The organism is Actinoplanes sp. NPDC049668, from assembly GCF_044465445.1.
GTDB lineage: Bacteria > Actinomycetota > Actinomycetes > Mycobacteriales > Micromonosporaceae > Actinoplanes.
Genome location: NZ_JBITLR010000002.1, coordinates 58857 through 83385, shown reverse-complemented (window position 1 = coordinate 83385; position 24529 = coordinate 58857). Strand labels below are relative to the sequence as shown.

General features: G+C 73.7%; 21 protein-coding genes. 9 read left to right on the top strand and 12 right to left on the bottom strand.

The features are described from left to right. Nucleotides 1-3 precede the first annotated feature (3 nt). Both ACIBSW_RS07505 and ACIBSW_RS07500 read left to right on the top strand, forming a co-directional pair. Nucleotides 4-612, top strand: a complete 609-nt coding sequence (locus tag ACIBSW_RS07505) for a hypothetical protein (RefSeq protein WP_354724706.1) — start codon at nucleotides 4-6, stop codon at nucleotides 610-612. Beyond that, entirely contained in the window at nucleotides 609-2480 is a 1872-nt protein-coding gene (locus ACIBSW_RS07500; RefSeq protein WP_354724708.1) for a hypothetical protein, read from the top strand. Before ACIBSW_RS07505 ends, ACIBSW_RS07500 begins: the two co-directional genes overlap by 4 nt. Here the strand turns inward: ACIBSW_RS07500 and ACIBSW_RS07495 are convergent. Together ACIBSW_RS07495 and ACIBSW_RS07490 are read right to left on the bottom strand one after the other, a co-directional pair. Continuing rightward, on the bottom strand, nucleotides 2446-3459 hold the full coding sequence (locus ACIBSW_RS07495; protein ID WP_354724710.1) for a LacI family DNA-binding transcriptional regulator: 1014 nt from the start codon (nucleotides 3457-3459) through the stop codon (nucleotides 2446-2448). The genes ACIBSW_RS07500 and ACIBSW_RS07495 overlap by 35 nt on opposite strands. A gap of 98 nt (nucleotides 3460-3557) precedes the next feature. Then, nucleotides 3558-4049, bottom strand: coding sequence for a DUF732 domain-containing protein (locus ACIBSW_RS07490; RefSeq protein WP_354724712.1), 492 nt, complete (start codon nucleotides 4047-4049; stop codon nucleotides 3558-3560). A 116-nt stretch (nucleotides 4050-4165) separates the two neighbouring features. Here ACIBSW_RS07490 and ACIBSW_RS07485 point away from each other — a divergent pair, with 116 nt between their 5' ends. Next, nucleotides 4166-4867: an MBL fold metallo-hydrolase gene (locus ACIBSW_RS07485; protein ID WP_354724714.1), complete on the top strand. Its 702-nt coding sequence runs from the start codon at nucleotides 4166-4168 to the stop codon at nucleotides 4865-4867. Nucleotides 4868-4892: 25 nt separating this feature from the next. Beyond that, on the top strand, nucleotides 4893-5765 hold the full coding sequence (locus ACIBSW_RS07480) for a trypsin-like peptidase domain-containing protein (RefSeq protein ID WP_354724716.1): 873 nt from the start codon (nucleotides 4893-4895) through the stop codon (nucleotides 5763-5765). Nucleotides 5766-5777: 12 nt separating this feature from the next. Here the strand turns inward: ACIBSW_RS07480 and ACIBSW_RS07475 are convergent, their stop codons facing one another. After that, nucleotides 5778-9239, bottom strand: coding sequence for an ABC transporter ATP-binding protein (locus ACIBSW_RS07475; RefSeq protein WP_354724718.1), 3462 nt, complete (start codon nucleotides 9237-9239; stop codon nucleotides 5778-5780). A 161-nt stretch (nucleotides 9240-9400) separates the two neighbouring features. On the opposite strand from ACIBSW_RS07475, the gene ACIBSW_RS07470 reads away from it, so the two are divergent. Beyond that, nucleotides 9401-9682, top strand: a complete 282-nt coding sequence (locus tag ACIBSW_RS07470; RefSeq protein WP_354724720.1) for a DUF1905 domain-containing protein — start codon at nucleotides 9401-9403, stop codon at nucleotides 9680-9682. A 15-nt stretch (nucleotides 9683-9697) separates the two neighbouring features. On the opposite strand, the gene ACIBSW_RS07465 is transcribed toward ACIBSW_RS07470, so the two are convergent. The 3 genes from ACIBSW_RS07465 to ACIBSW_RS07455 all read right to left on the bottom strand — a co-directional run bounded on the left by ACIBSW_RS07465 (nucleotide 9698) and on the right by ACIBSW_RS07455 (nucleotide 11876). Beyond that, nucleotides 9698-10882, bottom strand: coding sequence for a metallophosphoesterase (locus tag ACIBSW_RS07465; RefSeq protein ID WP_354724722.1), 1185 nt, complete (start codon nucleotides 10880-10882; stop codon nucleotides 9698-9700). A gap of 32 nt (nucleotides 10883-10914) precedes the next feature. Continuing rightward, nucleotides 10915-11565: a hypothetical protein gene (locus ACIBSW_RS07460; RefSeq protein ID WP_354724748.1), complete on the bottom strand. Its 651-nt coding sequence runs from the start codon at nucleotides 11563-11565 to the stop codon at nucleotides 10915-10917. 68 nt (nucleotides 11566-11633) lie between these two features. Beyond that, nucleotides 11634-11876, bottom strand: a complete 243-nt coding sequence (locus ACIBSW_RS07455; RefSeq protein WP_354724724.1) for a hypothetical protein — start codon at nucleotides 11874-11876, stop codon at nucleotides 11634-11636. 214 nt (nucleotides 11877-12090) lie between these two features. On the opposite strand from ACIBSW_RS07455, the gene ACIBSW_RS07450 reads away from it, so the two are divergent. Together ACIBSW_RS07450 and ACIBSW_RS07445 are read left to right on the top strand one after the other, a co-directional pair. Continuing rightward, on the top strand, nucleotides 12091-12903 hold the full coding sequence (locus ACIBSW_RS07450) for a polysaccharide deacetylase family protein (RefSeq protein WP_354724726.1): 813 nt from the start codon (nucleotides 12091-12093) through the stop codon (nucleotides 12901-12903). Beyond that, nucleotides 12903-13952, top strand: a complete 1050-nt coding sequence (locus tag ACIBSW_RS07445; protein WP_354724728.1) for a glycosyl hydrolase — start codon at nucleotides 12903-12905, stop codon at nucleotides 13950-13952. Before ACIBSW_RS07450 ends, ACIBSW_RS07445 begins: the two co-directional genes overlap by 1 nt. Here ACIBSW_RS07445 and ACIBSW_RS07440 read toward each other — a convergent pair. The 6 genes from ACIBSW_RS07440 to ACIBSW_RS07415 all read right to left on the bottom strand — a co-directional run bounded on the left by ACIBSW_RS07440 (nucleotide 13942) and on the right by ACIBSW_RS07415 (nucleotide 21763). Next, nucleotides 13942-14811, bottom strand: a complete 870-nt coding sequence (locus tag ACIBSW_RS07440) for a tetrahydrofolate dehydrogenase/cyclohydrolase catalytic domain-containing protein (RefSeq protein WP_354724730.1) — start codon at nucleotides 14809-14811, stop codon at nucleotides 13942-13944. The two genes, ACIBSW_RS07445 and ACIBSW_RS07440, sit on opposite strands and share 11 nt — an antisense overlap. A 98-nt stretch (nucleotides 14812-14909) precedes the next feature. Beyond that, the gene (locus ACIBSW_RS07435; protein ID WP_354724732.1) at nucleotides 14910-15791 is read right to left on the bottom strand and encodes a DUF1616 domain-containing protein; all 882 of its coding nucleotides are present in this window, start codon (nucleotides 15789-15791) and stop codon (nucleotides 14910-14912) included. Then, nucleotides 15788-18262, bottom strand: coding sequence for a hypothetical protein (locus ACIBSW_RS07430; protein ID WP_354724734.1), 2475 nt, complete (start codon nucleotides 18260-18262; stop codon nucleotides 15788-15790). The genes ACIBSW_RS07435 and ACIBSW_RS07430 overlap by 4 nt, the downstream gene beginning before the upstream one ends. Nucleotides 18263-18371: 109 nt before the next feature. Further along, a complete protein-coding gene (locus ACIBSW_RS07425; RefSeq protein WP_354724736.1) occupies nucleotides 18372-19763 on the bottom strand; it encodes a glycosyltransferase in 1392 nt (463 codons plus the stop codon). Further along, nucleotides 19760-20713 (bottom strand): glycosyltransferase, encoded by a 954-nt coding sequence (locus ACIBSW_RS07420; RefSeq protein WP_354724738.1) that lies wholly within the window; start codon nucleotides 20711-20713, stop codon nucleotides 19760-19762. Before ACIBSW_RS07420 ends, ACIBSW_RS07425 begins: the two co-directional genes overlap by 4 nt. A 51-nt stretch (nucleotides 20714-20764) precedes the next feature. Beyond that, nucleotides 20765-21763 (bottom strand): glycosyltransferase family 2 protein, encoded by a 999-nt coding sequence (locus tag ACIBSW_RS07415; RefSeq protein WP_354724740.1) that lies wholly within the window; start codon nucleotides 21761-21763, stop codon nucleotides 20765-20767. Between the two features lie 777 nt (nucleotides 21764-22540). Here ACIBSW_RS07415 and ACIBSW_RS07410 point away from each other — a divergent pair. Both ACIBSW_RS07410 and ACIBSW_RS07405 read left to right on the top strand, forming a co-directional pair. Beyond that, nucleotides 22541-23476: a sulfotransferase domain-containing protein gene (locus tag ACIBSW_RS07410; RefSeq protein WP_354724742.1), complete on the top strand. Its 936-nt coding sequence runs from the start codon at nucleotides 22541-22543 to the stop codon at nucleotides 23474-23476. Between the two features lie 79 nt (nucleotides 23477-23555). Next, complete coding sequence (locus ACIBSW_RS07405) at nucleotides 23556-24470, top strand: hypothetical protein (protein ID WP_354724744.1); 915 nt, start codon at nucleotides 23556-23558, stop codon at nucleotides 24468-24470. Nucleotides 24471-24529 lie beyond the last annotated feature (59 nt).

Sequence of the window (24529 nt, the reverse complement as noted above, 5' to 3'; positions counted from 1 at the left end):
ATCATGATCGAGACAACCGGTACCCCGCCCGTCGGCCAGCCGCGGGACGGCTCCTATCTGGCCCCGGTCGGCGGCCGCGGCACGCCGCTGACCGTGCTCAGCCCGATGCCGCGCCGGTGGACCTGGCTGCTGCGCGGGCTGCTCTTCGTGCGGCACCTGATGGGCGCTCCGAAGGATCTGCGGCAGCTGTCGTTCATCCACTTCGCACACTGGTCGGTGATCTCCCGGTTCCCGGGACAGCAGCGCCGCTCCCGGTACGCGTACCTGCTGTTCCGCAGCGACTTCAACGGCGCCTGGAGCAAGTACATCGACGCGTTCTCGATCCGGATCCCCAGGCGGATGGCGCTGATCTGGGGCTGGTCGTACGGGTTCCCCGGCGCGCTGCCGCCGGACCCGTTCCGCCGCTACATCGCCGCCAACGACCTGCCGGTCGACCACTACTACTCCGCGTACCCGGACTCCGGCGTCACCGAGATCGCCGCCGCGCTGCGGGTCCGTGACGCGTTCGAGCGCCACGTCGGCGACTCCCCGCCGGAGGACTTTCCGGAGGCCTGGCGCCGGTTCCTCGACGAGGCGCAGGAAGACCTGTACAGCTGGGAGGCCGGATCATGAGCATCGGACAGCGAACCCGCACCCGGTCCGTCACCGTGTTCGCGCGCATCGCGGACGGTCGCGCCGGGGCGGTGCGCGAGCGGCTGCGGGCGTACGAGAAGGACAGTCCCTTCGCCCGGCTGCCGGGTGTCCACTTCGCCCGGTTGATCGTGCTCGAGCACGCGGTGCGCCAGGAGCGGCCGGCCAAGATGAGCCGGCGTGCGCGGCTGCTCGACCTGGTCGCGCACTTCGGGCGGGGCCCGCGCCCGGACGACCTGCCGCATCCGTACCTGATGATGACCGCGACGGTCGACGGCGACCCGGCGGACTTCTTCCGGGTGCTGCGCGAGCTCGGCCCGGACGCCGACGCGATCTGGGGCGACTGCACCGGCTACCCCGGGCACGCGGCGGAGCAGGAGGCGTTCGCCGGCTTCTTCCGGAGCCGCGCCCTGCGGGCGAACTACACGTTCGCCGGCGCGCCCGACGGGACCGTGACGGAGATCCGCGACGCGGTGCTGCTGCGCCGCCAGCTCGCCGCGTTCGCCGCCACCGCCTCCGACGTCTCCGACGACGCCCTGTTGCGCCGCTTCCGCACGGCCACCGCCGGGCCGCCCGCGACGCGGCCGGCCACCGAGGCGCCGCCGGCCGGGCTCGACCCGGCCGACGTGCAGGGGCTGGTGCTGCGCGGCTACGGCGACCACGCCGTGGCGGCCCATCTCCACCTGCGGATCACGTCCGGGCCGCCGGCGCGGCGCTGGCTCGGCGCGGTGACGTCCGAGGTCACGTCGGCCGCGGACCTGCCCGGCCGGCCGGGCCGGGCCCTGCACGTCGGCATCAGCCACTCCGGACTGTCCCGGCTCGGCGTGCCGCAGGAGGAGCTCGCCCGGCTGCCCGAGGAGTTCCGCGAGGGCATGTACGCCCGGGAGGACAGGCTGTCGCCGGGGCGCGGCACCGGGCCCTGGCATGAGCCGTTCGACGGCGCCGGCGCGGTCGACGTGGTCCTGCTGCTGTCGGCGACCGGCGACGCCGAGCTGGACCCGTGGCTGCGCCGGCTGCGGCGCGACGCCACCGACGGCGGCGGCGTGCGCGTCGTCGGCGAGCAGCGGGGCCGGCGGATGCCCGGCCCGGGCCGCACCTTCATCGAACACTTCGGCTTCGCCGACGGGCTGTCCCAGCCGCGGATCGCGGGGTACGGCCGCGACGGCTCCGGCGAGGTGCTGCCGCCCGGCGAGTTCGTGCTCGGCCTGCCCGATGTGGACGGCGACATCGCCGGGCGCGACCTGCCGGCCGCGCTGATCCGCAACGGCAGCTTCCTGGTGTACCGCAAGCTCGAGCAGGACGTGCCCGCGTTCCGGGCGATGACCGAGGCCGCCGCCGGGCCGTTCGCCGACGGCGCGGACGACGTCGCCGCGGGGCTGGTCGGCCGCCGCCGCGACGGCGCGATGCTCTCGCCGTGCCCCGCCGGCTCGCACGTGCGGCGGACCAACCCCCGCGACTCGCTGCCCGGCGGGCGCGAGCTCACCCGCCGGCACCTGATGCTGCGCCGCGGCATCCCGTACGGGCCCTACCTGCCGCCGGGCGCGAGCGACGACGGGCAGGAGCGCGGGCTGCTCTTCCTCGCCCTCGTCGGCGACCTCGGCCGGCAGTTCGAGTTCGCGCAGACCGAGTGGCTCGGCGACGGCAACGTCTTCGGGCGCGGCGCCGAGCAGGACGTCTTCAGCACGGCCGGCGGGCCCGGCGCCCGGATTCTGCTGACCGGGTCGCCGCCGGCGTACGTGAGCGTGCCCGGGCCGCTGGTGACGTGCCGCGGCGGCGAGTACTTCCTGCTGCCGGGCCTCGAGGCGCTGCGCGCGCTCAGCTCGGCGCCCGCGGACCGCTGCTCTCCCTGATCACCAGCGCGGTCGCCAGCTCGATCCGGTGGCTGTCCAGCCGCTCGCCGTTGATCACCCGCAGCAGCATGCGTGCGGCCGCGACGCCCATCTCGCGCAGCGGCTGGCGCACGGTGGTCAGCGCCGGCGCCATCCAGGGCGTGAAGTTCAGGTCGTCGAAGCCGACCACGCTGCACTGCTCGGGTATCCGCAGCCCGCGCGCCCGGGCGGCCGAGTAGACGCCGGTGGCCAGGTGGTCGCTGCCCGCGAAGATCGCCGTCGGCGGTTCGGCCAGCGCGAACAGCCGCCGGGCCGCGTCCAGGCCGCCGTCGTGGTGGAACGGCGCGTAGCGGACCAGGTCGCGCTGCGCGCGCAGGCCGGCGGCCTCGAGCGCGGACCGGTAGCCGGCCACCCGGGCTCGGGTGCAGAGCAGCGACTCCGGGCCGCCGATCGTCGCGATCCGGGTGTGGCCGAGGCCGATCAGGTGCTCGGTCGCCGCGAACCCGCCGGCGAAGTTGGTCGCGCCGACCGACGGCACGTCCGGCGGCGGCGCGGACACCCCGTCGACCAGGACGAACGGCAGCGTGCGCCGGGCCAGCTCGGCGCGCTGCGCCTCGTCGAGATCGGAGAGGACCAGGATGGCGCCCTGCGACGCCCGGGACAGCAGCGATTGCATCCAGCGCCGGGTCAGGCTGGCCCGGTTGTGCACCGCCGAGACGGCCAGGGTGAGCCCGGCCTCCTCGGCCACCTGCTCGACGCCGGTCAGTATCGCCAGGCCCCAGTTGCTGTCCAGGTCGTTGATGACCAGGTCGATGAACTCGCCGCGGCGGTTGCTGCGCCGCGGCGACCGCGGCCGCTGATAACCGTGCTCGGTGAGCAGCCGTTCGATGATGGCGCGGGTGTGCGCGGCGACGTCGCTGTGTCCGTTGAGGACCTTGGAAACGGTCGGCACGGAGACGTTCGCCTCGCGGGCGATCGTCGCCAGGGTGCAACGTGGCACCGCGGCCACCTCCTCGGCTCGCCGGAAGCCACAGTCTGATCACCGAACCCCGGAGTTTCCAAGAAGTTTCGAAAGTCGTCCGGAGATATTTCGGGCCGTCAGAACTCCTCGAGGCGGCGGTCCTGGTCCGGGCAGACGTTGTCGATCGCCATCTTGATGAGCTTGTGCGCGGTCTCCTCGTCGGTGCCGAACCGCTCTGTACCGGCCACGATGGTGCGTGCGCCCTCGCCGGCGGCGAGGGATGTGCACGCCTGCCCGGCGATCTCGGCGATCTCCTCGTCCCGGTGGTCGACGGCCAGCTCGGGCAGCCGGTTCTGCACCGCGGCGACGAATCCCGAGGTCTCCAGCGCGACGATCCGCGGCGGCTTGGCCGCCCGGCGGCTGGGAGACGGGCCGGGCCTGGCGGGGCGCGGGTCGCTCGTGACGGCCGGCGCCGGTCCGGTGCGGCCGGCGGCGTGCGCCGGTGCCGAGAGTGTCGGCACCGCGCTGCTGGTCGCCGGCGCGGGCACGGTCGCCGGCCGGGTGTCGTCGCCGCATCCGCTCAACGCGACCAGCAGCGCCGTCGCGACCAGCCATCTCTGCGCCATCATGCGGCCAGACCCTAGCCGGGGCGGACCGGCGAAACGGCGGCTCGCCCACAGACGGGGGAAAGGGCCCCCGCACGGGTGAAAGTCCGGGCGCACCGGGCGGATGGGAGGATCACCGGATGCGCGAAGTGGTCGACGGAGTTTTCGAGCTGGGCATCGGGTACGTGCACATGCACCTCGTCGTCACCGACGACGGTGTGGTGCTCGTGGACACCGGGCTGCCCGGCAGGTCCGCCAAGGTGGACCAGGCGCTGCACGACATCCGCCGCAAGATCGGCGATGTGCGGACCGTGCTGCTCACCCACCACCATGCCGACCACACCGGCAACGTCGCCGACCTGCGCCGCCGCTCCGGCGCCCGGGTGGTCGCGCACGCGGCCGACGCGCCGTTCATCGCGGGGGAGGCCAAGGCCGTCATCCGGCACCCCATCGTCAAGGTGACCAGCCGCCTGATGGGCACGCCGGAGCCGGTAGCCGTCGACGACGTCGTCAGTGTCGACGGCTCCTCGCCGCTGCCCGGCTTCACCGCCCTGCACACCCCCGGCCACACGGCCGGGCACCTCTCCTTCCTGCTGGACCGGGCCGGCGGCGTGCTCTTCGCCGGCGACGCCGCGCGGGGCGGGCGGGGCGGGCGGATCGGCGGCTCGCCGAAGATGGTCGCGGACGACCTCGCCCAGCAGGAGAAGAGCGTCGCGCGCCTGGCCGAGCTCGAGTTCGAGCACGCCGTCTTCGGCCACGGCGGCGCCGTCTCCGGCCGGGCCGTGGACCGCTTCCGCCAGTACGTCGTACAGCGAACTCACAGAGGGCTCTCGGGTAGCTGACAATTCGGCGAGCCACTGTTGGGTCATGACCGATCTGCTGACCAGGCCCCCGTACACCCAGGACCACACCGCCGCCGCGCCACCGTTCCCCCCGCTTCCGCCGAACGCCGTCAGCCACCGGGGCACCCCGCGGCGCTGGCCGCGGCGGGTCGCCGGCGGTGCGGTCGTCCTCGCCCTGATCGCCGGCGGTGGCACGGCCGGCGGCGCGATCGCCGAGCGCTACGCCGCCGACCGGCCGGCCGCCGCGGCCAGGACGACGGCGACCGGTGTCCCGGCGGTGGCCGCGAACGACGACCTGGCGGCGGTCGCCGCGAAGGTGTCGCCGAGCATCGTGACGGTGCTGATGGAGAGCTCCGAGGGGTCGGGGCTGGGCTCCGGCGTCGTGATCTCCGCGGACGGCCTCATCGTCACCAACAACCACGTGGTCGCGTCCGGCGGCACCGCGAGCGTGCGGCTCGCCGACGGCCGCACCGTGCCGGCCGAGGTCCTGGCCACCGACCCCGGCCACGACCTGGCGCTGGTCCGGGCGTCCGGCGCGGGAGACCTCACCCCGGCCACCTTCGGCACCGACGACAGCGTCGCCGTCGGCGACACCGTGCTCGCGTTCGGGGCCCCGCTCGGCCTCGAGGGGACCGTCACGTCCGGCATCGTGTCCGCGCTCGACCGGGAGGTCGGCACCGACGGCGAGAAGCTGACCGGGCTGCTGCAGACCGACGCCGCCATCAACCACGGCAACTCCGGTGGCGCGCTGGTCGACACGGCCAGCAACGTCATCGGCATCAACGTGGCCATCGCCGCGCCGAGCGAGGACTCCGGCAGCATCGGCCTCGGCTTCGCCATCCCAGCCGACACCGTGACCAGCGTCGTCAGTCAACTGGAGGCCGGGGCCTCCCACTGACAGTGGGAGACCCTAGCCGGCGAGGTGGCCGTACCGGTCCTCTAGTTCGAGCCAGGTGCCCTGCGCCACCGCGCGGCCGCCGATCAGGACGACCACCCGGTCGGCGCGGGACAGCGCCGCCCGCTTCGACGTCGAGCCGACCACGGTGACGCCGTGCTCGCGCAGCGCCCGCCACAGCTCCAGCTCGGTGGTGACGTCCAGCGCCGACGACACGTCGTCCGCGACCAGCAGCTCCGTGCGCGGCGCCAGGGCCCGGGCCAGCGCCAGCCGCTGCAGCTGGCCGCCGGAGAGCCGGGTGCCCTTGTGCCCGATCAGCAGCTGCAGGCCGCCGCCGGTGGCCGCCAGGTCGTGCTCCAGCTGCGCCGTCGTCACCGCGTCGGCCGCGTCGACCTCGTGGCCGAGGCGGATGTTGTCCGCGACCGTGCCGGACAGCACCCGCGGCAGCTGCGCCACGTAGCCGACCTGGTTCGGCCGCAGGAACAGCTCCGGCTCGTCGACCGGCCGGCCGTTCCAGCGCAGCGCGCCGGTGTGGTGCACGATCCCGGCCAGGGCCCGCAGCAGCGACGACTTGCCGGAGCCGACCGGGCCGACCACCAGCACCAGCTCGCCCCGCTCGACGATCAGGTCGATGTCCTGCGCGCCGACCGTGCCGTTCTCGTGCACCGCGCTGAAGCCCGAGAGCGTCAGCGTCCGCAGCGGGTTCCGCGGCGCGACCGGCGGCGCCTGCGCGGTGCCCTCCGCGATGTCCACGCCCGGCACCGACGACGAGTACTCCGCGACGCCCGCCATGGCCACCGTGCGCCGGGTCCAGACCCGGGCCGACGGGTAGTGCGAGACCAGCGACGCCGTCGTCCAGGCGATCCACCGGGCCGAGCCGAGCGTCGCCACGGCGATCAGCGTCGCGGCCGCCGACAGTTGGCCGTTCAGGTACATCGCCCAGGCGGCGATCGGCAGCAGGCCGCTGACGATCGACGGCGTGGACCGGGCCCACACCTGAATGGAGATCTCCCGGCGCTGCCGGTCGCTGCGGGCCGTGTCCAGCCCGGCCAGGTGCTCCAGCACCGGCCGGGTCGCGCCGGCCAGCTTCACCGTGCGCGCCGCCGACAGCGACGAGACCAGGGCGGTCGCGAACGACGCCCGGGCCGCGACGGTACGCCGGGCCGCCCGCTCCAGGCGCGGGCCGAACAGCGTCGCGGCCAGCCCGGAGATCACCATCGTGCCGAGGAAGAACGCGGCCGGCACGTACGACTGCGAGGCCAGCGTCATCGTCAGGATCACGACCAGCCCGATCCCGGAGTCGATCATGTTGTCGGCGAGCATGACGACCCGCTCGGTGTCGCCGCCCTGGGCCACCACCTCCGCCGGGGTGTACTTGCTGATCCGGCGCGGGCCGGTCTGTCCGTGCACCAGCCGCATGCTGATCCGCAGCATTTGCCGGACCCACCACTCGGGGAACCAGGCGCCGGTGAAGTACAGCGTCGGTATCGCGACGATCAGGCAGACCGCGATGGCGATCGCCGGCGGCATCGGGTCGCCGACGCCGTCGACGACCTTCGACCACAGCAGCGGCAGGACCGCGCCGTCCAGGCCGAGCACCACCAGCACGATGAAGACCCCGATCGCGGCGAGCCCGTACCGCGGGTCGTTGACGGTCAGCCGGGCGATCTCGCGCATGGTGTGTGCCCGCGGCGGTTCGGGCAGCGGCGGCGGCTCGGCCATCGGGAGCGTGTTGCCCAGCTCCGTCTCGACCGGCGCGTCCGGCTCGCGCTCCAGCAGCGCCACCCCGCCGGCCGGGCGCACCGGCGCGGCGACGCTGGAGCTGGCGAGCAGCTCGGCGAAGCGCCGCGACTCGGCCAGCGGGCCGGCCTCCAGCACCTCGCCGTCGGCGAGCACGACCACCTCGTCGCAGCGCCGGACCGAGGACAGCCGGTGCGCGACGATGACGCCGATGCGGCCCTGCAGCAGCCGGTCGGTGGCCCGCTGCACCCACGCCTCGGTGACCGGGTCCATCCGCGCGGTGGCCTCGTCGAGGATCACCACGTGCGGGTCGCGGACCAGGATCCGGGCGAACGCGACGAGCTGCTCCTGCCCGGCGGAGAGCACGTAGCCGCCCTCGCCGAGCTTGGTGTCCACGCCGTCGGGCAGGCCGTTCACCCAGGCCGTCAGACCCAGCTCGTCCAGCGCAACAGCCGCCTGTGACAGCAGGTCCGGGTCGAAGAGCGCGATGTTCTCCGCCAGGGTGCCGGCCAGGATCTCGGTGCGCTGCGGCACGATCGCGGTCCACCGGCGCAGCGCCTCGATGTCGAGGTCGTCGATGTCGGCGCCGCCGAGGAACACCGTGCCGCGCGGCACGTCGACGGCCCGGGTCAGCACCTTGGCCAGGGTCGACTTGCCGGAGCCGGTGCGGCCGATCAGCGCGTACGAGCGGCCGCGGGTGAACGACAGGTTCACGTCGCGCAGCGCCGGCGGGCGCCCGGAGTCCGACTCGCCGTAGCGGAACGTCAGGCCGCGCACCTCGAGGTCGCCGTCGACCGGCGGCAGCCCGTCGGTCGGCTCCTGCCGCACGGCGCGCAGCGACTGCACCCGGGCCCAGGCGCCGAGCGCGTTCTGCAGCTCCGGCACCATGCGGGTGACCTGCTCCAGCGTGCCGCCGAAGCCGAGCGCGAGCAGCCAGACCGCGGTCAGCCGGGCGCCGTCGATGTGCCCGCCGATCAGGGCCCAGGCGCCGACGATCACGAGCGCGGCAATGAGGGACCGGGTGAGGGCGCCGGCGCCCATGGTGATCCGCGACGACGACCGCCAGACCTTGCGGCCGCGGACCAGCACCTCGCGGGCGCGCTGCGCGTAGAGCCGGCGCACGTACGGCGCGGCGAGGCTGGTGCGTACGTCGTCCTGGCCGTGGATGGACTCCTCCATCACGGCGGCCAGATCCGACCAGGCCTCCTCCTCGTGGATCCGCAGCGGGGAGAGCCGCCGGGTCGGCTTGTTCAGCATCAGGACCAGCAGGATCGACACCAGCACCATGGCGATGCCGGCCGGCCACCAGACGAAGAACGCGGTCACCACCGAGAGCGCTGCGAGGGCGAGGGACTGCGTCAGCCGCACGCCGCTGCCGCGCAGCTCGGAGCCGACCTGGTAGACGTCGCTGTCGATGCGGTCGAGCAGCTCGCCGACCGGGGTGTTCTCCAGCGTCGGCAGGTCCTGGCCGAAGGCGACCCGGCACAGGCCGCGGCGCACGGACGCGGCCCAGTCGGCGGTCAGCCCGGCGGCGACCAGGCCGACCACGAGGTCGCTGAGGACCGCGACCACCAGGGCGGCGGCGAGCAGGGCGAAGAGCGGAACGGACCGGTCGACGAGGACCGCGCCGGCCAGACCGAGGGCACCCGCCTGACCCGCCGCGCCCATGACGATGAGGGTGACGACCAGGGCGGTGCGACGGGGCGAAGTGGCCCATAAGTCGCGAAGGAGGCGCATTGTGGTCCTCACGGATAGGGGAGGCGGTGGACCCATCCTGCGTTGCGCGGCACGGCGAGCTCAACGCAATTACGGGTCCGGCGGGTATCGCGTGTGTCACCATCGCGGTGCGCGCCGCTCGGCGGTGGCGCTGCTCACGCCGGGCGCTGGAGGTGAACGCCATGGTCGCCGGACCGCTCGACGCCGAGTTCACGGCCGTGCTGGAGAAGAGCGCCGCCGCGGGCGGCTGGACGTACGTGATCATGCCGGGCTCGGCGGAGTTCTTCGGCACCCGCGGGCTGGTCAAGGTGCGCGGGACCGTCGACGGCGAGCCGTTCCGCAGCTCGTTCATGGCCCTGGGCGACGGCCGTCACAAGCTGCCGGTCAAGGCCGACCTGCGCCGCCGGATCGGCAAGGAGGCCGGCGCGACCGTCACCGTGCGCCTGGTCGAGCGGCTCGGCTGACGGCGCCGGCCCGGCTCAGCGGGAGCGCAGCGTGATCAGGGTGATCTCGCTCGGCGCGAAGATGCGGAACGGCGGGCCCCAGAAGCCGGTGCCCCGCGAGGTGTAGAGCTGGGTCCGCTCGCCGTGCCTGCTCAGGCCCTGCAGCACCGGCTGGTCCAGGCGGACGAGGTAGTGGAACGGCCACATCTGGCCGCCGTGGGTGTGCCCGGAGATCTGCAGGTCGACGCCGTGCGCGACCGCGCCGGTCACCTGCTGCGGCTGGTGCGCCAGCAGCAGCACCGGCAGGTCCTCGTCGGCGCCGGCCAGCGCCGCCTCGTGGTCCATGTGATGGCCCGGCAGCCCCGAGCCCGCGGCCGTGCGGTCGTCCACCCCGGCCAGGATCATGCTGCTGCCGTCACGGGTGATCACCAGGTGCCGGTTGTGCAGGGCCTCCCAGCCCAGCGACGCCATGTGCTCGACCCAGCGCTGGGCCCCGCTGAAGTACTCGTGGTTGCCGGTCACGTAGACCCGGGCCAGCCGGGCCCGCACGTCGCCCAGCGGCGCGGCCTGCTCGTGGCGCTGCGCCACCTCGCCGTCCGCGATGTCGCCGGTGTGCGCGACGACGTCCGGGTCCAGCGAGTTGACGACGTCCACCACGCCGCGTGACCAGCGGGCGCGGTCTATCGGCCCGTAGTGCGTGTCGGTCAGCAGCACCACCCGCAGCCCGTCGAGGCCGGGGCCGAGCCGGGGAAGGACCACGTCGACGCGGCGCACGCGGGAGACCCGCATCGCCTCGGCGTAGCCCCAGAGGAGCAGGACGATCGAGACCAGGGCGACCGCCGCCGTCACGATCCGCGAGCGGACCGGGTCGCCGACGCCCGCCAAGGCGAGCGCGAGCCGCAGCACGCCGCCGAGGATCGACCACACGAACAGCACCCAGACGACGCCGAGCAGTGTGTCGGCGACGCGGGAGGAGCCGTCGTGGTGGCGGGCGTGGCCGCGGAACATCAGGACCGGGAACGCGGCCGCGGCGGCCGCGAACAGCACGGTGCCGGCGGCGAAGACCGCGCCGGGCCACCGGTTGCCGGACCAGAGCAGCGTCCACCAGGGCACGCCGAAGAGCAGGAGCAGGACAACGGCGACGATCAGGCCGAATCGCAGCGCGGAGCCGCGCCGGCGCCGCGGCGGGGCCTGCGCCTCGACGGTTTCACCCACAGACACAGCGCAAAGTCTGCCACGCGGGCGTTACGGCCTCACAGGCCGAGCCGCAGGCCGGTGACGCCGGCGGGGGACTGCGGCCGGGTGGTGGCCCGCAGCAGGTCGTCGTGCACGCCGGCCGGCAGCTGCGTGCCGAGCGCGCACAGCGCCGGATAGAGGTCGAGCACGTCGCGGTGGCTGAGCGCGCCGACGCCGATCAGCAGCCCGGTCACCGCGCCGGGCGTGCGGGCCAGCTCGGCGCAGAGCTCGGTACGCCAGTCCGCGTCCTCGACGTGCGTGGCGAACTCGCGGGCGATCCGGTTGCTGGCCGAGCAGCCCTCCTCGGGCGCGGCGTGCCGCCCCGAGCGGGCCAGCACCGGCGCCATCCGGACCACGACGCCGAGGCGCAGCGCCAGCTCCGGCAGGGTCAGCGCGTCGAGGCCGAACGCGCAGTTGTCGCAGAGCCGCTGGTAGGTCTCGGCGTGCACCACCACCGCCGGCTGCGGGCACTCGCCGGCCGGGCCGCAGACGGTGTCCATGATGATCTCGGAGAGCCGCCCGGCCGGGTCGAAGCGGCCGATGCCGAAGAACGCGGACGGTGTCTCTCGGTAGCGGGCCAGGGCGGCCCGCTCGCTGCCGTAGCCGTCCGCGTCGAAGCCGATGCGGGGTACGCCGTACTGTGCCTGGAGCTGGATGAGCCGGAACATCCTGTTCACTCCCGTGAGGTTCGGTGATGACGGTGCATCTCGGGATACGCGCCAGGAAGTCCCTCGGTTCAGTCCTTACGCTGGGTTAGACCAAGATTCCGTCGGTCCCGCTGTCCCGTCAAGAGGAAACAGTCGAACGTGACTGCGTGTAATGCATACGTCGCTGCGGTGAGTGCCAGCAGCATGCCCGCCAGCACGGCGACCAGGCCCGTGTCGAGGGCGCGCCAGGCGGTGGGCAGCGCGACCAGGCCGAGCACGAGGCCGGCCTCACAGGCGGCCTCGGCGAGGCGGCGCGCACGGTCCGGTTTCATGGCCATCACCTTTCCGTGACCCGGGGCGCGGCCGCTTCCCTCCGCAGCCGGATCGACGGCTACGACTTTCGGCAGAGGGCGCCGGGGTGCCGGCGCCACGGCGGAGCCGGGGTCGGTGACCGAAAGTGCACGGTAGTTGTCCCCGAACCATGAAGCTTGCCGGGACACCGACCGATAGTGGTCATGTGCGGCATGCGGGTGGGAGGAACGAGCGGTGACCGTCGCGGCAACGCCGGCGTGGGAGTCCATGCCCGCGCTCATGTATCACTCCGTGTCCGCGGTCGGCGGCCCGCTGAGTGACCTCGCCGTGCCCCGTGAGCGCCTCGCCGAGCAGCTCGGCGCGCTCACCGCCGCCGGCTACCGCCTCGTCGGGCTCACCGACGCGCTCGACCTGCTCGCGCGCGGCAGCACCGACAAACTCCTCGCGGTCACCTTCGACGACGGCTACCGCGACTTCCTCACCGAGGGTGTTCCCGTCCTCGCCGAGTTCGGCGCCGGCGCCACCCTGTACGCCTCCGTCGGGCACCTGGGCGGTCAGGCCGGCTGGCTCGGCCGCTGGGCGCCCGACTTCGGCACCCTGCTGAGCTGGGACGAGCTGGCCGAGGTCGCCGACGCCGGCATCGAGATCGGCAACCACAGCCTGCTGCACCACCCGCTCGACGTGCTGCCCCGCGCCCAGCTGCGCGAGGAGATCGTGCGCAGCAAGGAGGAGCTGGAGCAGCGCCTGGGGCGGCCGGTACGCGGCTTCGCCTACCCGCACGGCTACAACGGCGCCCGGGTCCGCGACGCGGTGCTCGAGGCCGGGCACGACAACGCCACCGAGGTCGGCCGGCGGCTGCACACCCCGGGTGAGCGGCGCTTCGCCGTACCCCGGCTGCAGCCGACGCCCGGCATGACCGGCGCCGACCTGGTCGACCTGGTCGCCGGCGGCGGATCCCCGCTGGTGCCGCGGCTCAAGCGGCTCGCCCAGCCCGGCTGGCGCGCGGTGCGCAAGGTCGCCCGCGCCGCCGGCCGGAACCTCACGTGATGTCGGCGCACCGGGCGCCCCGGCGGCTGACCCGCCGCCACCTGCTCGGCCTGGCCGGTCTCGCGGCCGTACCGCTGACCGGCCTCGCCGTGCACCGGATGCGCGGGAGCGACGGGCCCGCCACGACCACCGCCCCGCCCGGGCCGGCCGCCGCGTCCGGCGCGCCGAGCCCGAGCGCGTCGGCACCGCGGGTGGTCACCAAGGGCGGCGGCACCGTGCCGTTCCGGCCCGGCCGGACCATCCTCGGCTCGTACCTCTCGCTCGAGGGCATGTCGTTCGCCGAGAGTGTTGCCCTGCGCCGCCGGCAGACCGGCCGCGACCAGCGCATCGTGCACGTCTTCTACGACTGGGTGGACACGCTGCCCGCCCGGATCGACGGCCTGCCCGCGGGCGCGACGCCGCTGATCTCCTGGCGCGGCAGCGCGTACCCCGAGATCACCTCCGGCCGCGGCGACGCGCGGATCGCCGCGGCCGCCCGGCAGCTCAAGCGGCAGGGCCGGCCGGTGCTGCTGCGCTGGGGCTGGGAGATGAACGGCGACTGGTACAAGTGGGGCGCGGCCCGCAACGGCAAGGACCCGGCCGGGTACGTCGAGTGCTGGCGGCGGATACACGACATCTTCGCCGAGCAGAAGGCGACGAACGTCTCGTGGGTGTGGAGCCCGAACTGGAACTCCGCGCCGGCCGAGGAGTGGAACACCGCCGAGGGGTTCTACCCCGGCGACCGCTACGTCGACTGGGTCGGCGTCTCGGGGTACAACCTGCACCGCGAGACGCCCGACACCCTCTTCGGCCCGATCTACCGGGACTTCGCGGCGCGGAAGCCGCTGATGATCACCGAGGTCGGCTCGGTCGACCGCGGCGGCCGCACCAAGGCCGACTGGATCACGCTCTTCGCGCGGTGGGTCGAGGCGCACCCGGCGGTGGGCGGCGTCGTCTGGTTCGACACCGACACCCACCCCGGGTACAAGGAGAAGTGGCGCATCGACACGGACGGCGAGTCGCTGGCGGCGTTCACCGCCATGGCGAAGAGCGTCCGCTTCAGCGGCTAGCCTTCTCCGCCGCCTCGATCGCGTTGCGGAACAGCATCGCCACCGTCGTCGGGCCGACGCCGCCGACCCGTGGGGTGATCGCCCCGGCGACCGCCGCGACCTCCTCGGCGACGTCGGGCAGCAGCCGCCGGCCCTCGTAGCGCACGCCCGCGCCGATCACCGTGGCGCCCGGCCGCACGTGCTCCGGCTGGATGATCCCCGGTACGCCGACCGCGGCGATGAGGATCTCGGCGCGCCGGGCGTACCGCTGCCAGTCCGGCACGCCGGTGTGCACGACCGTGACGGCCGCGTTCGCGGTCGGCCGCTTCTGCGACAGCAGCATGGCGAGCGGGCGGCCGATGGTCGCGCCGCGGCCGAGAATGACCACCTCGCGGCCCGCCACCGGGATGTCGTGGTGGGCGAGCAGCGCCTCGATGCCGGCCGGCGTGCACGGCCGCGGACCCGGCAGCCCGACGGAGAGCCGGCCCAGGTTGAGCGGGTGCATGCCGTCGACGTCCTTGTCCGGGTCGACGGTGAGCAGCGCCGCGTCGTAGTCGATGTGCGCCGGCGGCGGGTACTGGATCAGCAGCCCGTGTACGGACGGGTCGGCGTTCAGCCGGTCGATCGCCCGGAGCAGGTCGTCCTGCGTCGCGGAAGCGCCGAGGTGCTCGTGCGGCGAGACGAAGCCCAGCTCGGCGGCCTGGCGCTGCTTGATCCGGATGTAGCCGGCGCTGGCGTCGTCGTCGCCGACCAGGATGGTCGCCAGCGACGGCACGACGCCGCCCTCGCGCAGCTTCGCCGCGCGCTGCGCGACGTCGGCGAGCACCGCGTCGGCCACCGGCTTGCCGGGCAGCAGTCTTGCTTCATGGGGTACGGACATGTGCGCCTACTCCGGCGTGGGCACCCAGGCGGACGGCCCCCACAGCGAGCTCCCCGATGGTGGTCCCCATCCTCGATGCCGCCAGTCGCGTGTCCCGCTCAGTCTACGGCGCTGAGATACAGCGTTCGATAGGCGGTGTCGACACCCGCCCGATAGAGGTTGACGGTCATGCGCTGCGCGCCCGGCAGGCGCAGCGCCGCGGTCCAGGTTCCGTCGGCGTTCGCCGTGACGGGCCGGGTCAGCACCACCTTGCCCGCCGCGCTGAGCACCCGCAGCGTGTACGGCCCGTCCTGCGGCAGCAGGCCCTTCGCCGAGACCTGCACCGTGCGGTTGCCCGCCCGGTCGACCGGGCCCGACGGCCCGGCCCACAGCGCGGTGACGGCGGTGTCGTGCGTCGTGCGCGAGGTCTCGAACGACAGCCAGCCCGCGCCGCCGAGCACCAGCAGCACCAGCGCCAGCGGCAGCACCTGCCGGACCAGGCGACGGCGCCCGGCCTTCTCCTGCTCCGCCGCCTCGACGGCCTCCTCGACCTCGGCGATCGAGATCACCACGGTGGCGTCCTGGCCGGCGCCGTGCGGCAGGCGCGCGGCCGCGCCGCCGGCGCCCGGGTGCGCCGGCGCGGCCGGTGCGGCCGGCGGCTCCGGTGCCCGGCGCGGCGCGAGCCACGCGACGGCGAGCGCGACGAGGGTGACCCCGCCGGTGGCGACCGACCAGGAGGCCCGGTCGATCGGCAGGCCGGCGACGTGGATGGCCAACCCGGAGAGGATCAGCACGCCCATGCTCAGCGCCGGGGTGAGCACGATGCGCTCCACCGTGCTCAGCTCCCGCCGGGGGAAGATCGCGCCGATCAGCGCCAGGCCGGGCAGCACGAAGGCGAGCAGCAGGCCGCCGGCGATCGCCACCACCTGATGGCCGAGCAGGACCGCGGCAAGCGCGGCGACGGTCAGCGCCGCGACCACGCGGCCCAGCCGGGCGCTCACCGCTCACCCATCCGGTAGACGCGGACGGTGCCGTTGTCGTACATCCGGTCGACGTCGGTGAGCGTGTCGAACTTGCCGAGCTGTGCGTCGGTCAGCGGCGAGGTGATCTGCCCGGAGCGCGGATCCAGCTCGAAGTAGGCGCCGCTCTCCGGCAGCTGGGTGCCCAGCCGCCGGTCGACCACCAGGTACTGCAGGTGCAGCTGCTCCACCAGGTCCTCCTGCTCGAGCCCCCAGGAATCGGCGTAGTACAGCGGGCCGACCTCGCGTACCGGGTCCTGGCGGCCGTAGGTCGAGGCGAGGGACACCGAGGTCGCGTCGCCGCCGACCCGGTTGCCCGGGCCCAGGACGCGGCGCTGCCACTCCGCGGCCGCCAGCCCGGGCTCGTCGACCGAGCGCTCGTAGCCGCCGGGCAGGTACGGCCCCGGCAGCAGCGAGGCGAGCGGCGGCCAGCCGCCGGCCCGCGCGCCGATCATCAGCAGCGTGATCATCGCCGCGCCGGCCGCGACCCGGCTGTACAGGTTCCAGCCGCCCGGCATGACCACGTCGATGGCCGGGGCGGCGGCGCGCCAGCGGTGCCCCTCGGCGTCCCGGGCCGGTATCAGCTGCACGCCCCGGACCAGGCCGATCGCGGCCAGGATGGAGATCGGGATGTAGGTGAACGTGGAGAGCCGGCCGGCGATCTCCGGCCCGTTCTGCCCCAGGAACCGCACGCCGTTGCCGGCGAAGAAGATCAGGCCGCCGGCCACCGCGGCCCACCGCCACCAGTCCCGGTCGTGGCGCTGCACCATGTCGCGGGTGACGGCGACGTAGAGCACGGCGAGGCCGAGCAGGCCGGCGCCCTGCACCGCCAGCTGGCCCAGGGAGACCGGCGCGGACTTCGCCGCCGGTTCGCTCGTGCCGGACAGGAGCTGCGACACGGTACGCATCACCTGGTCGACCGGCTCCTCCAGGTAGCCGAGGACGTCGGTGGCGACGAGCAGGATCCAGGCCGCCACGACCGCGACGGCGGCCGCCGGCATGATCAACGCCGACCAGCGCCGCGGCCGTTCCGTGGTCAGCTCGGCGACGGCGAGCAGCAGCAGCGTCGCCACCAGCGCGAACGCCGTCACGTGATGGCTGACCGTGGTCAGCGCCATCGACACCACGGCGAGCCAGGCGAACTGCGGGCCGCCGCCGGTCCGCCAGCGCCGTACCGCCCAGATCGTCAGCATGAAGAACGGCAGCGCGGCGGTCTGGTACAGGAACATCGAGTTGAAGAAGAGGTAGTGCAGGGCGGTCGCGTAGATGGCGCAGGCGACGCCGGCGACCGCGGGCGAGTTGCTGGCCCGCAGCACGACGGCGAAGAGCAGGCCCACGAAGACCAGGTGCGCGACGCCGGCGACGATGACGCCGGCGGCCGTCACCGGCAGCCCGGTCAGCTGCGCGACGGCCGCGCCCATCTCGGCCAGGCCGGGGAAGTGCTCGGCGGGCGGCAGCGCCGGGTTCGGCCCGAACAGCTCGCCGGACTCGAGGATGACCGTCGTCGCGAGCCAGTGCTGCAGCTCGTCGGGGAACCGGAACTGATCCGGGGAGTACATCCACTTGAGCAGGTACTGGTTCAGGGCCAGGCCCATGACCAGCACGAACGACTCGGCGACGCCCGCCATGCGGCGGCTGAGCAGCCGCACGACGACGGGCGTGAAGACCACGACCTGCCCGATCCAGTACGCGAGGTGCGCGTTGCCGGTGCCGACCCGGCCGCCGGCGTAGGCCAGGGCGACCATGAGGACGCCCAGCGCCGAGATGGTCAGCACGGCCGGGGCGTGCCCGAGGTCGAGGGGCTCGCGGCGGGGGCGGGCGGGCTTGGGCGCGCGGCCTGGGTCGGGCGGGTGCGGGGCCTCGGTGGCCCGGCCGGGCACCACCGGGATGACGGCGGTGGCGACGTCGGTCGGCCGGGCCACCCGGAACGCCGGGATCACGACGGTGTCGTCGGCCTTGGGCGGTTGGGCCTTGGGCGGTTGGGCCTTGGGCGGCTGCGGCGTCGGGACGGTCAGGACGGCCGTGTCCTCGGGCGAGGCGGGCTCGACGCGCAGGACGACGGTGTCCTCGGCGCTCGCCGTGGCCTTGGCCTCGGCTTCGGCCTTGGCCCTGGCCATGGCGTCGGCCCTGGCCTTCGCGATGGCGTCGGCCATCACCTTGGCCTTGGCCGCGGCCAGCTCCTTGGTCGTCTTCGGCACGCCGGACGTCGTCTGCACGTCCGCCGCGGGCGGGCGCGCCCGGTCGGCGCCCGGCCGCGCGCCGTCCTGGGTCTTGCTCGGTTCGGGCGAGCGCTGTTCTGCCGAGCGCTGGTCCGCCATGGGCTGGGCCTCCGCGGCGTCGTCGGGGGATTGGTACTGCTGGGGGGAGGTCTCGGGCCGGCCCGGCCCGGAGCCCGGACCCTCGGGCTCGGGGGAGGGGCGCCCGGTCAGCATCGGGCGGCCGTCCCGCTCCATCGAGCCGAGGCGGCGCGCGGATTACCGGCCGTTCGCCACATACAGGTCCTCTGGACCGAGAATGCCGGGTATGCGGGGAACTTTCCGGTGAACGGCCGACTCGGCACGATCAGCGGCTGCCGCGGGCCTTCGCCCGGGCGGCCCGCCGGCCCTTCAGGTAGGCGCGGGGGCCCGCCAGCATGCCGCGGCGGTTGGCGCTCAGCAGCTCCCGCGGGAAGTCGTCGCGCAGCGTCGAGACCCGCAGGCTGTCCTTGCTGGTGAGGTCGCGCAGGGCGCCCGGCGCCAGCCGCAGCAGCGGCCAGAGCAGGCCCGGGCGCTTCAGCAGCAGGCTCGTGTACGCGGCGGTCAGCCCGGCGCCGTACCCGACCATCTGCTTGTGCAGGCCCTCGAGGTCGCGCCGGTGGTAGTGGTGCGTCACCGCGGTGGGCTGGTAGACGATCGTGCCGCCGCCGACCAGGACCTGGGTGAACGCCAGGGTGTCCTCCGAGCCCATCGCCGGCGTGCCGGCGCCGAGCGCGGTGTCCCAGCCGCCGATGCGCTCGATGACCCCCGGGCGGAAGGTCATGTTCGCGCCCGTGCCGAACGGCGGCAGCGGGTACAGCGGGCTCTGGATGTGCGCGGTCGCGGGGCTGAACACGTCCGGCTTGAAGCCGCGGCCCTTGCTGTGCCCGCCGAACTGCTCGAACCAGAGCTGCGCCCGGGTCTCCAGCTCGGCGGGGACGATCACGCCGGAGACGACGTCCGCCTCGGGGTGGTCGGCCAGCGCCCGGGCGACCTCGGCGAGCCAGTTGACGTCCGCGTACTCGTCGTCGTCGATCCAGGCCAGGATCTCGCCGGGCGCGGCCGCGACCGCCGCGTTGCGGGCGAAGGAGAGGCCGCCGCGCGGCTCGACCAGGTAGTCGACGTTGCCACGGCGGGCCGCGGCGCGGACCACCTCGGCGGTCGCGCCGGTGACCGGGGCGTTGTCGACGACCAGGACCCGGAAGTCCGGGTACGCCTGCGCGAGCAGGCTGTCCAGGCAGCGGGCCAGGGCGCCGGGCCGCTCCCGGGTGCAGATCACCACGGTGATCGGCGGCGCGTCGGCGAGCACCTCGCGGCGACGGGCCAGGAAGGCCGGCTCGGTCGCGGGCGTGCAGCCGTCGATCGGCAGCGCGGCCAGCCCGAGGCCGGCGAGCCGCGGCGCCAGCTCCGTGCCGAGCTCGGCCTGGATGGCGGCCGCCAGCTCGGCGGGCCGCAGACCCCGGGTCGGTACGTCGATGAGCACGGTGCCGATCGGCTCGGTGAAGAGCCGGACGAGCACCCAGGCCTGCAGCACCCGGCGGTGGTCCGTGCCGACGCCGGCGACCGCCGGCAGCGGCTCGGAGAGCTCCAGGTCGAGCACGGTCGCGGGCAGCGCCTCGCCGCTGGGCTCGAAGGCCGGCGGCGTGATCATCTCGTCGACGCGCTGCTCGGGAACCCAGACCTTGCCGTTGATGCCGACACCGTTCACCCCCGCGGTCATCGGGCCATTCCGGCCGGGACGGTGCGGCGGGCCGCGAACGTCTCGACGACACCGCCGACGGCGGCCGCGGCGACCCCGGCGAGCACGCCGCAGGCCTTGAGCAGGTGGTGCGTGCCCCGACCGCGGGTGGCGGCGGCCAGGTTGCGGAACACCGCCCCGGGCAGCGAGCGCAGGTAAGCCTGCTCGGAGCCGAGGCTCTGCGAGCCGTCGAGCAGCCCGGCCATCGCGACCTTGCCGCGACCCTCAGCGTAGCAGCGGCGCAGGAAGTATCCGAAGGTTGAGTGGGTTGCCGGTACCTCGTGACGAATTGTCGCGTGCGGCACGTACATCCACCGGCCGCCGGCCAGCGCGCTCATCCGCAGGCACAGCTCGGTGTCCTCGGGCCGGTTCTGGTTGCCGAGCTTGCCGAAGCCGGTCCGGAAGCCGCCGACCGCCAGGAACGTCTCGCGGCGCACCACCATGCTGGCCGACCAGACGTTGCGGATCGGCGCGGTGCTGGTCGGCATGCCCGCGTACGAGCCGCCGACCGCCCACAGGAACTCCGCCGGCATCCAGGCGGGCTCGGTGCGCTCCCACGCGGGCTGGATGCCGCCGCCGGTGCCGACCACCGCCGGGTCCGCGAACGGCGCGACCAGGCCGGCCAGCCAGTCGGGGCCGGCGACAGTGTCGTCGTCGAGGAACGCGATCAGCGAGGTGCCGGTGTGGAACGCGCCGGTGTTGCGGTTGCCGGAGACGCCCTGTGCGTACAGGTTCTCCAGCACGGTCACGCCGCCCAGGTCGCGCCGGGCCCGGCGGAACAGCGCCGGGTTGTGGTCGACCACGACGATGATCTCGGCGGGGGCGTACGTCTGCGACCGGGCGGAGGCGACGGTGCGCGCCAGCGCGGACCAGCGCTGCTCGCTGTGGGTCGGAATGACGATGCTGACGGCGGGGCGGTGGGTGGATTCCACGCTGGGTACTCCTCGGGCGGGGTGGGGACCAGGACTGCGGAGCGGGAGAGCTCAGTCCTCGTGGGCGGCGCGGGCCTGGGCGGCCCGGATGTCCTCGGTGCGGCGGGCGCCGGCCTCGCCGCGGCGGGCGCGGTTGACCCGCGCGACGTGCGGGCGGGGTTCGCCCGTGGCCGGCGGCCGGTTGACGACCTTGTTCAGCGGGCGCGCCGGCGGGGTGTTCGCGGGCCGGGCGGTCGGGTGCTGGTGCACGATGACGCCCTGGCCGGCGGCGCCGTTGCGGCGCATCCGGCGCATCCGGCCGTACTCGCTGAAGATGGTGCGCAGCACGCGGAAGCCGTCGCGGAAGGTGTTCAGGTTGCTCTGGCCGTGGATCCGGGCGTGCTCGATGCTGCCCACCTCGCCGACCTTCATCCCGTCGGCGGCGGCCCGAATGTTGATCATCGTCTCGATCTCGAAGCCGTCGCCCCAGAGCTTGCTGCCGTCGGCCGGGCGCGGCAGCGTCGGGTCCGGCAGCGCGAGGGTCGGCACGACCCGGCGCCAGAACGCGTTGTAGCCGTAGCAGAGGTCGGTGAACCGGGTTCCGAACAGGACGTTCACCACGAGGTTGAGGCCGTCGTTGCCGAGCTTGCGCAGCGGGGTGATGTCGTGGCTGTGCCCGCCCTTGGCGAAGCGCGACCCCTTGACGAAGTCGGCGCCGCCGACCAGCTCGGCGACGAAGCTCGGGATCTCGGCCGGGTCGGTGGAGCCGTCGGCATCGATCATCACGATGATGTCGCCGGTGCAGGCGGCGAAGCCGCAGGCCAGCGCGTTGCCCTTGCCGGTACGGGTCTGCTGGACGATCACCGCGTCCGGCCGCAGCTCGAGGGCGACCGCGACGGTGCGGTCCTGTGAGCCGCCGTCGACCACGATCACCTCGCTGACGCCCTCGGGAAGCTTCGCGAAAACGTGCGGCAGGTTCCGCTCCTCATTCAGCGCCGGGATGACGACGCTTACGGTCGGTGATGCCTTGCTGTTACTCACCGTGTTGCTCGAGGACGAAAAGTGCGGCATGCGGGTCCCTCCTGGGGGCGGCGGATGCGACTGAATCGGTTGTTTCCGGGGGCAGAAACTCAGTCGCTCGCTTCTGACGACAAATCTAGCCGAGGGCTACGTAGCGTCAACTAACCAAAGAGTCAGGGTGACGATATCCGTGCGGTGAACCCCGGCTGATCGAATGACCAGTGGTTATTCACATGGGCCCCAGAAATGACCATCAGTCCCAGTCGTTACATCCAGTAACGGACACTGGGGCACGCCAGGCCGGAGAATGGTCGCCGGGTGCCATTTGCGGCGGAACGGATGGGTGCCGCGGCGACAACTGGACATAAACCTAATGTCGGATTTTTACGATGTGACTGAGGTCACTCTCAGTGTTGTCACCCTGCGTGAAATCCAGGGTGCAGAACGGTTATATCGGGGGTCGGGCGCTGGATCGGCCCGTCGATGGATAGGTTGAGACCGTGATCTGCGCGCCGGCCCGACGACGTGACGCACGGTCGACGGCACTGTGGGTGAACCGGTGACGGCGGCCGAAGCGCTGTGTGTTTGCGGCCATCGGCGAAGCGCACACGAACACCACCGCGCGGGCACCGATTGCACGTTCTGCGGCCCGGGGGTCTGCCCCCGCTACCGGCGGCGCCGCTGGTGGCACCGGCGCGCCTGATCCGGCGCTCCCGCCAGGAGAGACGGCGGTGGTGAATGCCTACTTATTCTGTAGGCTAACTACCACTATTGCGGGGTGCCGCGCACCTCGTGCGGCGCGCCGCACCGCGCGAGGAGGGACCCCCCATGCCGCTCCCTGACTTCCTGATCGCCGGCGTTCCGAAGGCGGGCACCACCGCGCTGCACGCGGCGCTGGTCCGCCATCCGGGGCTGTTCCTGCCCACGGTGAAGGAGCCCAAGTTCTTCCTCACCGACGGCCCCCCGCCGCGCACGGGCGGACCCGGGGACGTGCAGACCTACCAGGAGCACGTCTGGCGCCGGGCCGACTACGAGGCGCTCTTCGCGCCCGCGCCGGCGGGCACGCTGCGCGGCGAGGCGACACCCTTCTACCTGTACGACCACGGCGCGCACGACCGCATCCGCGCCCTGATGCCGGAGGCGAAGCTGATCCTGCTGCTGCGCGACCCGGTGGACCGGGCGCACTCCAACTGGACGCACCTGTGGAACGCCGGCCTCGAGCCGGAGGCCGACTTCCTCACCGCCTGCCACGCCGAGCAGCAGCGCCGCGCCGACGGCTGGGCGGCCTTCTGGCACTACGTCAGCCTCGGCCTGTACGGCCGCCAGGTGCAGCACCTGTACAAGGTGTTCGCCCGCGAGCAGGTGCTGCTGCTGCGCTACCGCGAGCTGAAGGACGCGCCGGCCGCGACGCTCGACCGGGTCTGCGACTTCCTCGGCGTACCCGCCGGGGTGCTCCGGGAGATCCCGAAGGAGAACGTGAACCGGCACGTCGTCGAGGACAACGGGGTCAACCGGGTGGCCCGCGGCCTGCTCCGCGCCGGCGGCCGGTTCGGGCACCGCTTCCCGGTGCCGCTGCGGCTCGCGGCCCGCGGGCCGATCCTCACGCTGCTGCACCGCAAGCGCGGCGCCCGGCCGGTGACCACCCCGGAGGAGCGCGCCGCGCTGCTGCCGCTCTTCGCCGACGACATCGCGCTGCTGCAGGATGTCACCGGCGAGCGCTACGACGACTGGCTCTCCGTCGACCGACACGCCCGCGCGTCGTAATCCCTATCTTCCCCATAGATCAGCCAAACTTGAGCAGTCACTCGTCGTTGTGCCGCTGACGTCACGAAACGGAGCCGCCTTGTCCATCGGAATCCAGGCCCTACCGCTACCTCGCTGGGAAGACGCGACGGTGGTGGTCGAGCCGCCCGGAGACGAACCGGGAGCGTGGGCGGGCGCACCGTCGGCGATCGTCGCGGACGGTGAGGTCTACCTCGCGTACCGGCTGCGGCTGCCGATCGGAGAGGGGCGCGGCATCTCCAATGTCGTCGCCCGCTCCGCCGACGGACTGCACTTCACCGTCGTCGCCGAGATCGGCAAGGACCTCTTCGGCGCCGAGTCGCTCGAACGCCCGGCCCTGGTCCGTACGCCGGAGGGCCGGTGGCGGCTCTACATCAGCGCCGCCACCCCCGGCACCAAGCACTGGCGGGTCGACCTGCTCGAGGCCGCCACCCCCGAGGGCCTGGCCACCGCGTCGCCGGTCACGGTGCTCGCCGGCGACGAGACCGCCGGGGTCAAGGACCCGGTGCTGCACCACGACGGCCACGGCTGGCACCTCTGGGCGTCGGTGCACCCGCTGGAGTCCTGGGACGACGCCGACCGCATGACGACCGAGTACGCGACCAGCCCCGACGGCGTGCACTGGACCTGGCGCGGCACGGCGCTCGCCGGCCGCCCGGGCCGCTGGGACGCGCGCGGCGTGCGGATCTCCTCGGTGTCGGTCGACGGCGACTCGATCGTGGCCGCCTACGACGGGCGCGCCACGGCCGGGGAGAACTGGGAGGAGCGCACCGGCACCGCCCGCGGCGTGCGGCTCCCGGACGGCAGCTTCGGCGAGCTGACCGCTGAGGACGGCGAGCCCGTCGGCAGCCCGCACGCCCCGAACGGCCTGCGCTACCTGAGCCTGGTCACCATGCCCGACGGCCGGCAGCGGATCTACTACGAGGCGACCCGCGAGGACGGCGCACACGACCTGCGCACGGAGCCCGGCTACTGACGGGTTACGCCGCTGAGAGCACCATCACGTCGGCGGGGCCTGCGGTGCCCGTCGTGATC

Coding starts and splice junctions, on each gene's coding strand:
- ACIBSW_RS07490 (WP_354724712.1), bottom strand. CDS start 4,049: ATGATGGCGCAGAGATGGCTGGTCGCGACGGCGCTGCTGGTCGCGTTG.
- ACIBSW_RS07415 (WP_354724740.1), bottom strand. CDS start 21,763: ATGCCGCACTTTTCGTCCTCGAGCAACACGGTGAGTAACAGCAAGGCA.
- ACIBSW_RS07460 (WP_354724748.1), bottom strand. CDS start 11,565: ATGTTCCGGCTCATCCAGCTCCAGGCACAGTACGGCGTACCCCGCATC.
- ACIBSW_RS07505 (WP_354724706.1), top strand. CDS start 4: ATGATCGAGACAACCGGTACCCCGCCCGTCGGCCAGCCGCGGGACGGC.
- ACIBSW_RS07430 (WP_354724734.1), bottom strand. CDS start 18,262: ATGGAGCGGGACGGCCGCCCGATGCTGACCGGGCGCCCCTCCCCCGAG.
- ACIBSW_RS07475 (WP_354724718.1), bottom strand. CDS start 9,239: ATGCGCCTCCTTCGCGACTTATGGGCCACTTCGCCCCGTCGCACCGCC.
- ACIBSW_RS07445 (WP_354724728.1), top strand. CDS start 12,903: ATGTCGGCGCACCGGGCGCCCCGGCGGCTGACCCGCCGCCACCTGCTC.
- ACIBSW_RS07410 (WP_354724742.1), top strand. CDS start 22,541: ATGCCGCTCCCTGACTTCCTGATCGCCGGCGTTCCGAAGGCGGGCACC.
- ACIBSW_RS07440 (WP_354724730.1), bottom strand. CDS start 14,811: ATGTCCGTACCCCATGAAGCAAGACTGCTGCCCGGCAAGCCGGTGGCC.
- ACIBSW_RS07455 (WP_354724724.1), bottom strand. CDS start 11,876: ATGAAACCGGACCGTGCGCGCCGCCTCGCCGAGGCCGCCTGTGAGGCC.
- ACIBSW_RS07425 (WP_354724736.1), bottom strand. CDS start 19,763: ATGACCGCGGGGGTGAACGGTGTCGGCATCAACGGCAAGGTCTGGGTT.
- ACIBSW_RS07470 (WP_354724720.1), top strand. CDS start 9,401: ATGGTCGCCGGACCGCTCGACGCCGAGTTCACGGCCGTGCTGGAGAAG.
- ACIBSW_RS07480 (WP_354724716.1), top strand. CDS start 4,893: ATGACCGATCTGCTGACCAGGCCCCCGTACACCCAGGACCACACCGCC.
- ACIBSW_RS07485 (WP_354724714.1), top strand. CDS start 4,166: ATGCGCGAAGTGGTCGACGGAGTTTTCGAGCTGGGCATCGGGTACGTG.
- ACIBSW_RS07500 (WP_354724708.1), top strand. CDS start 609: ATGAGCATCGGACAGCGAACCCGCACCCGGTCCGTCACCGTGTTCGCG.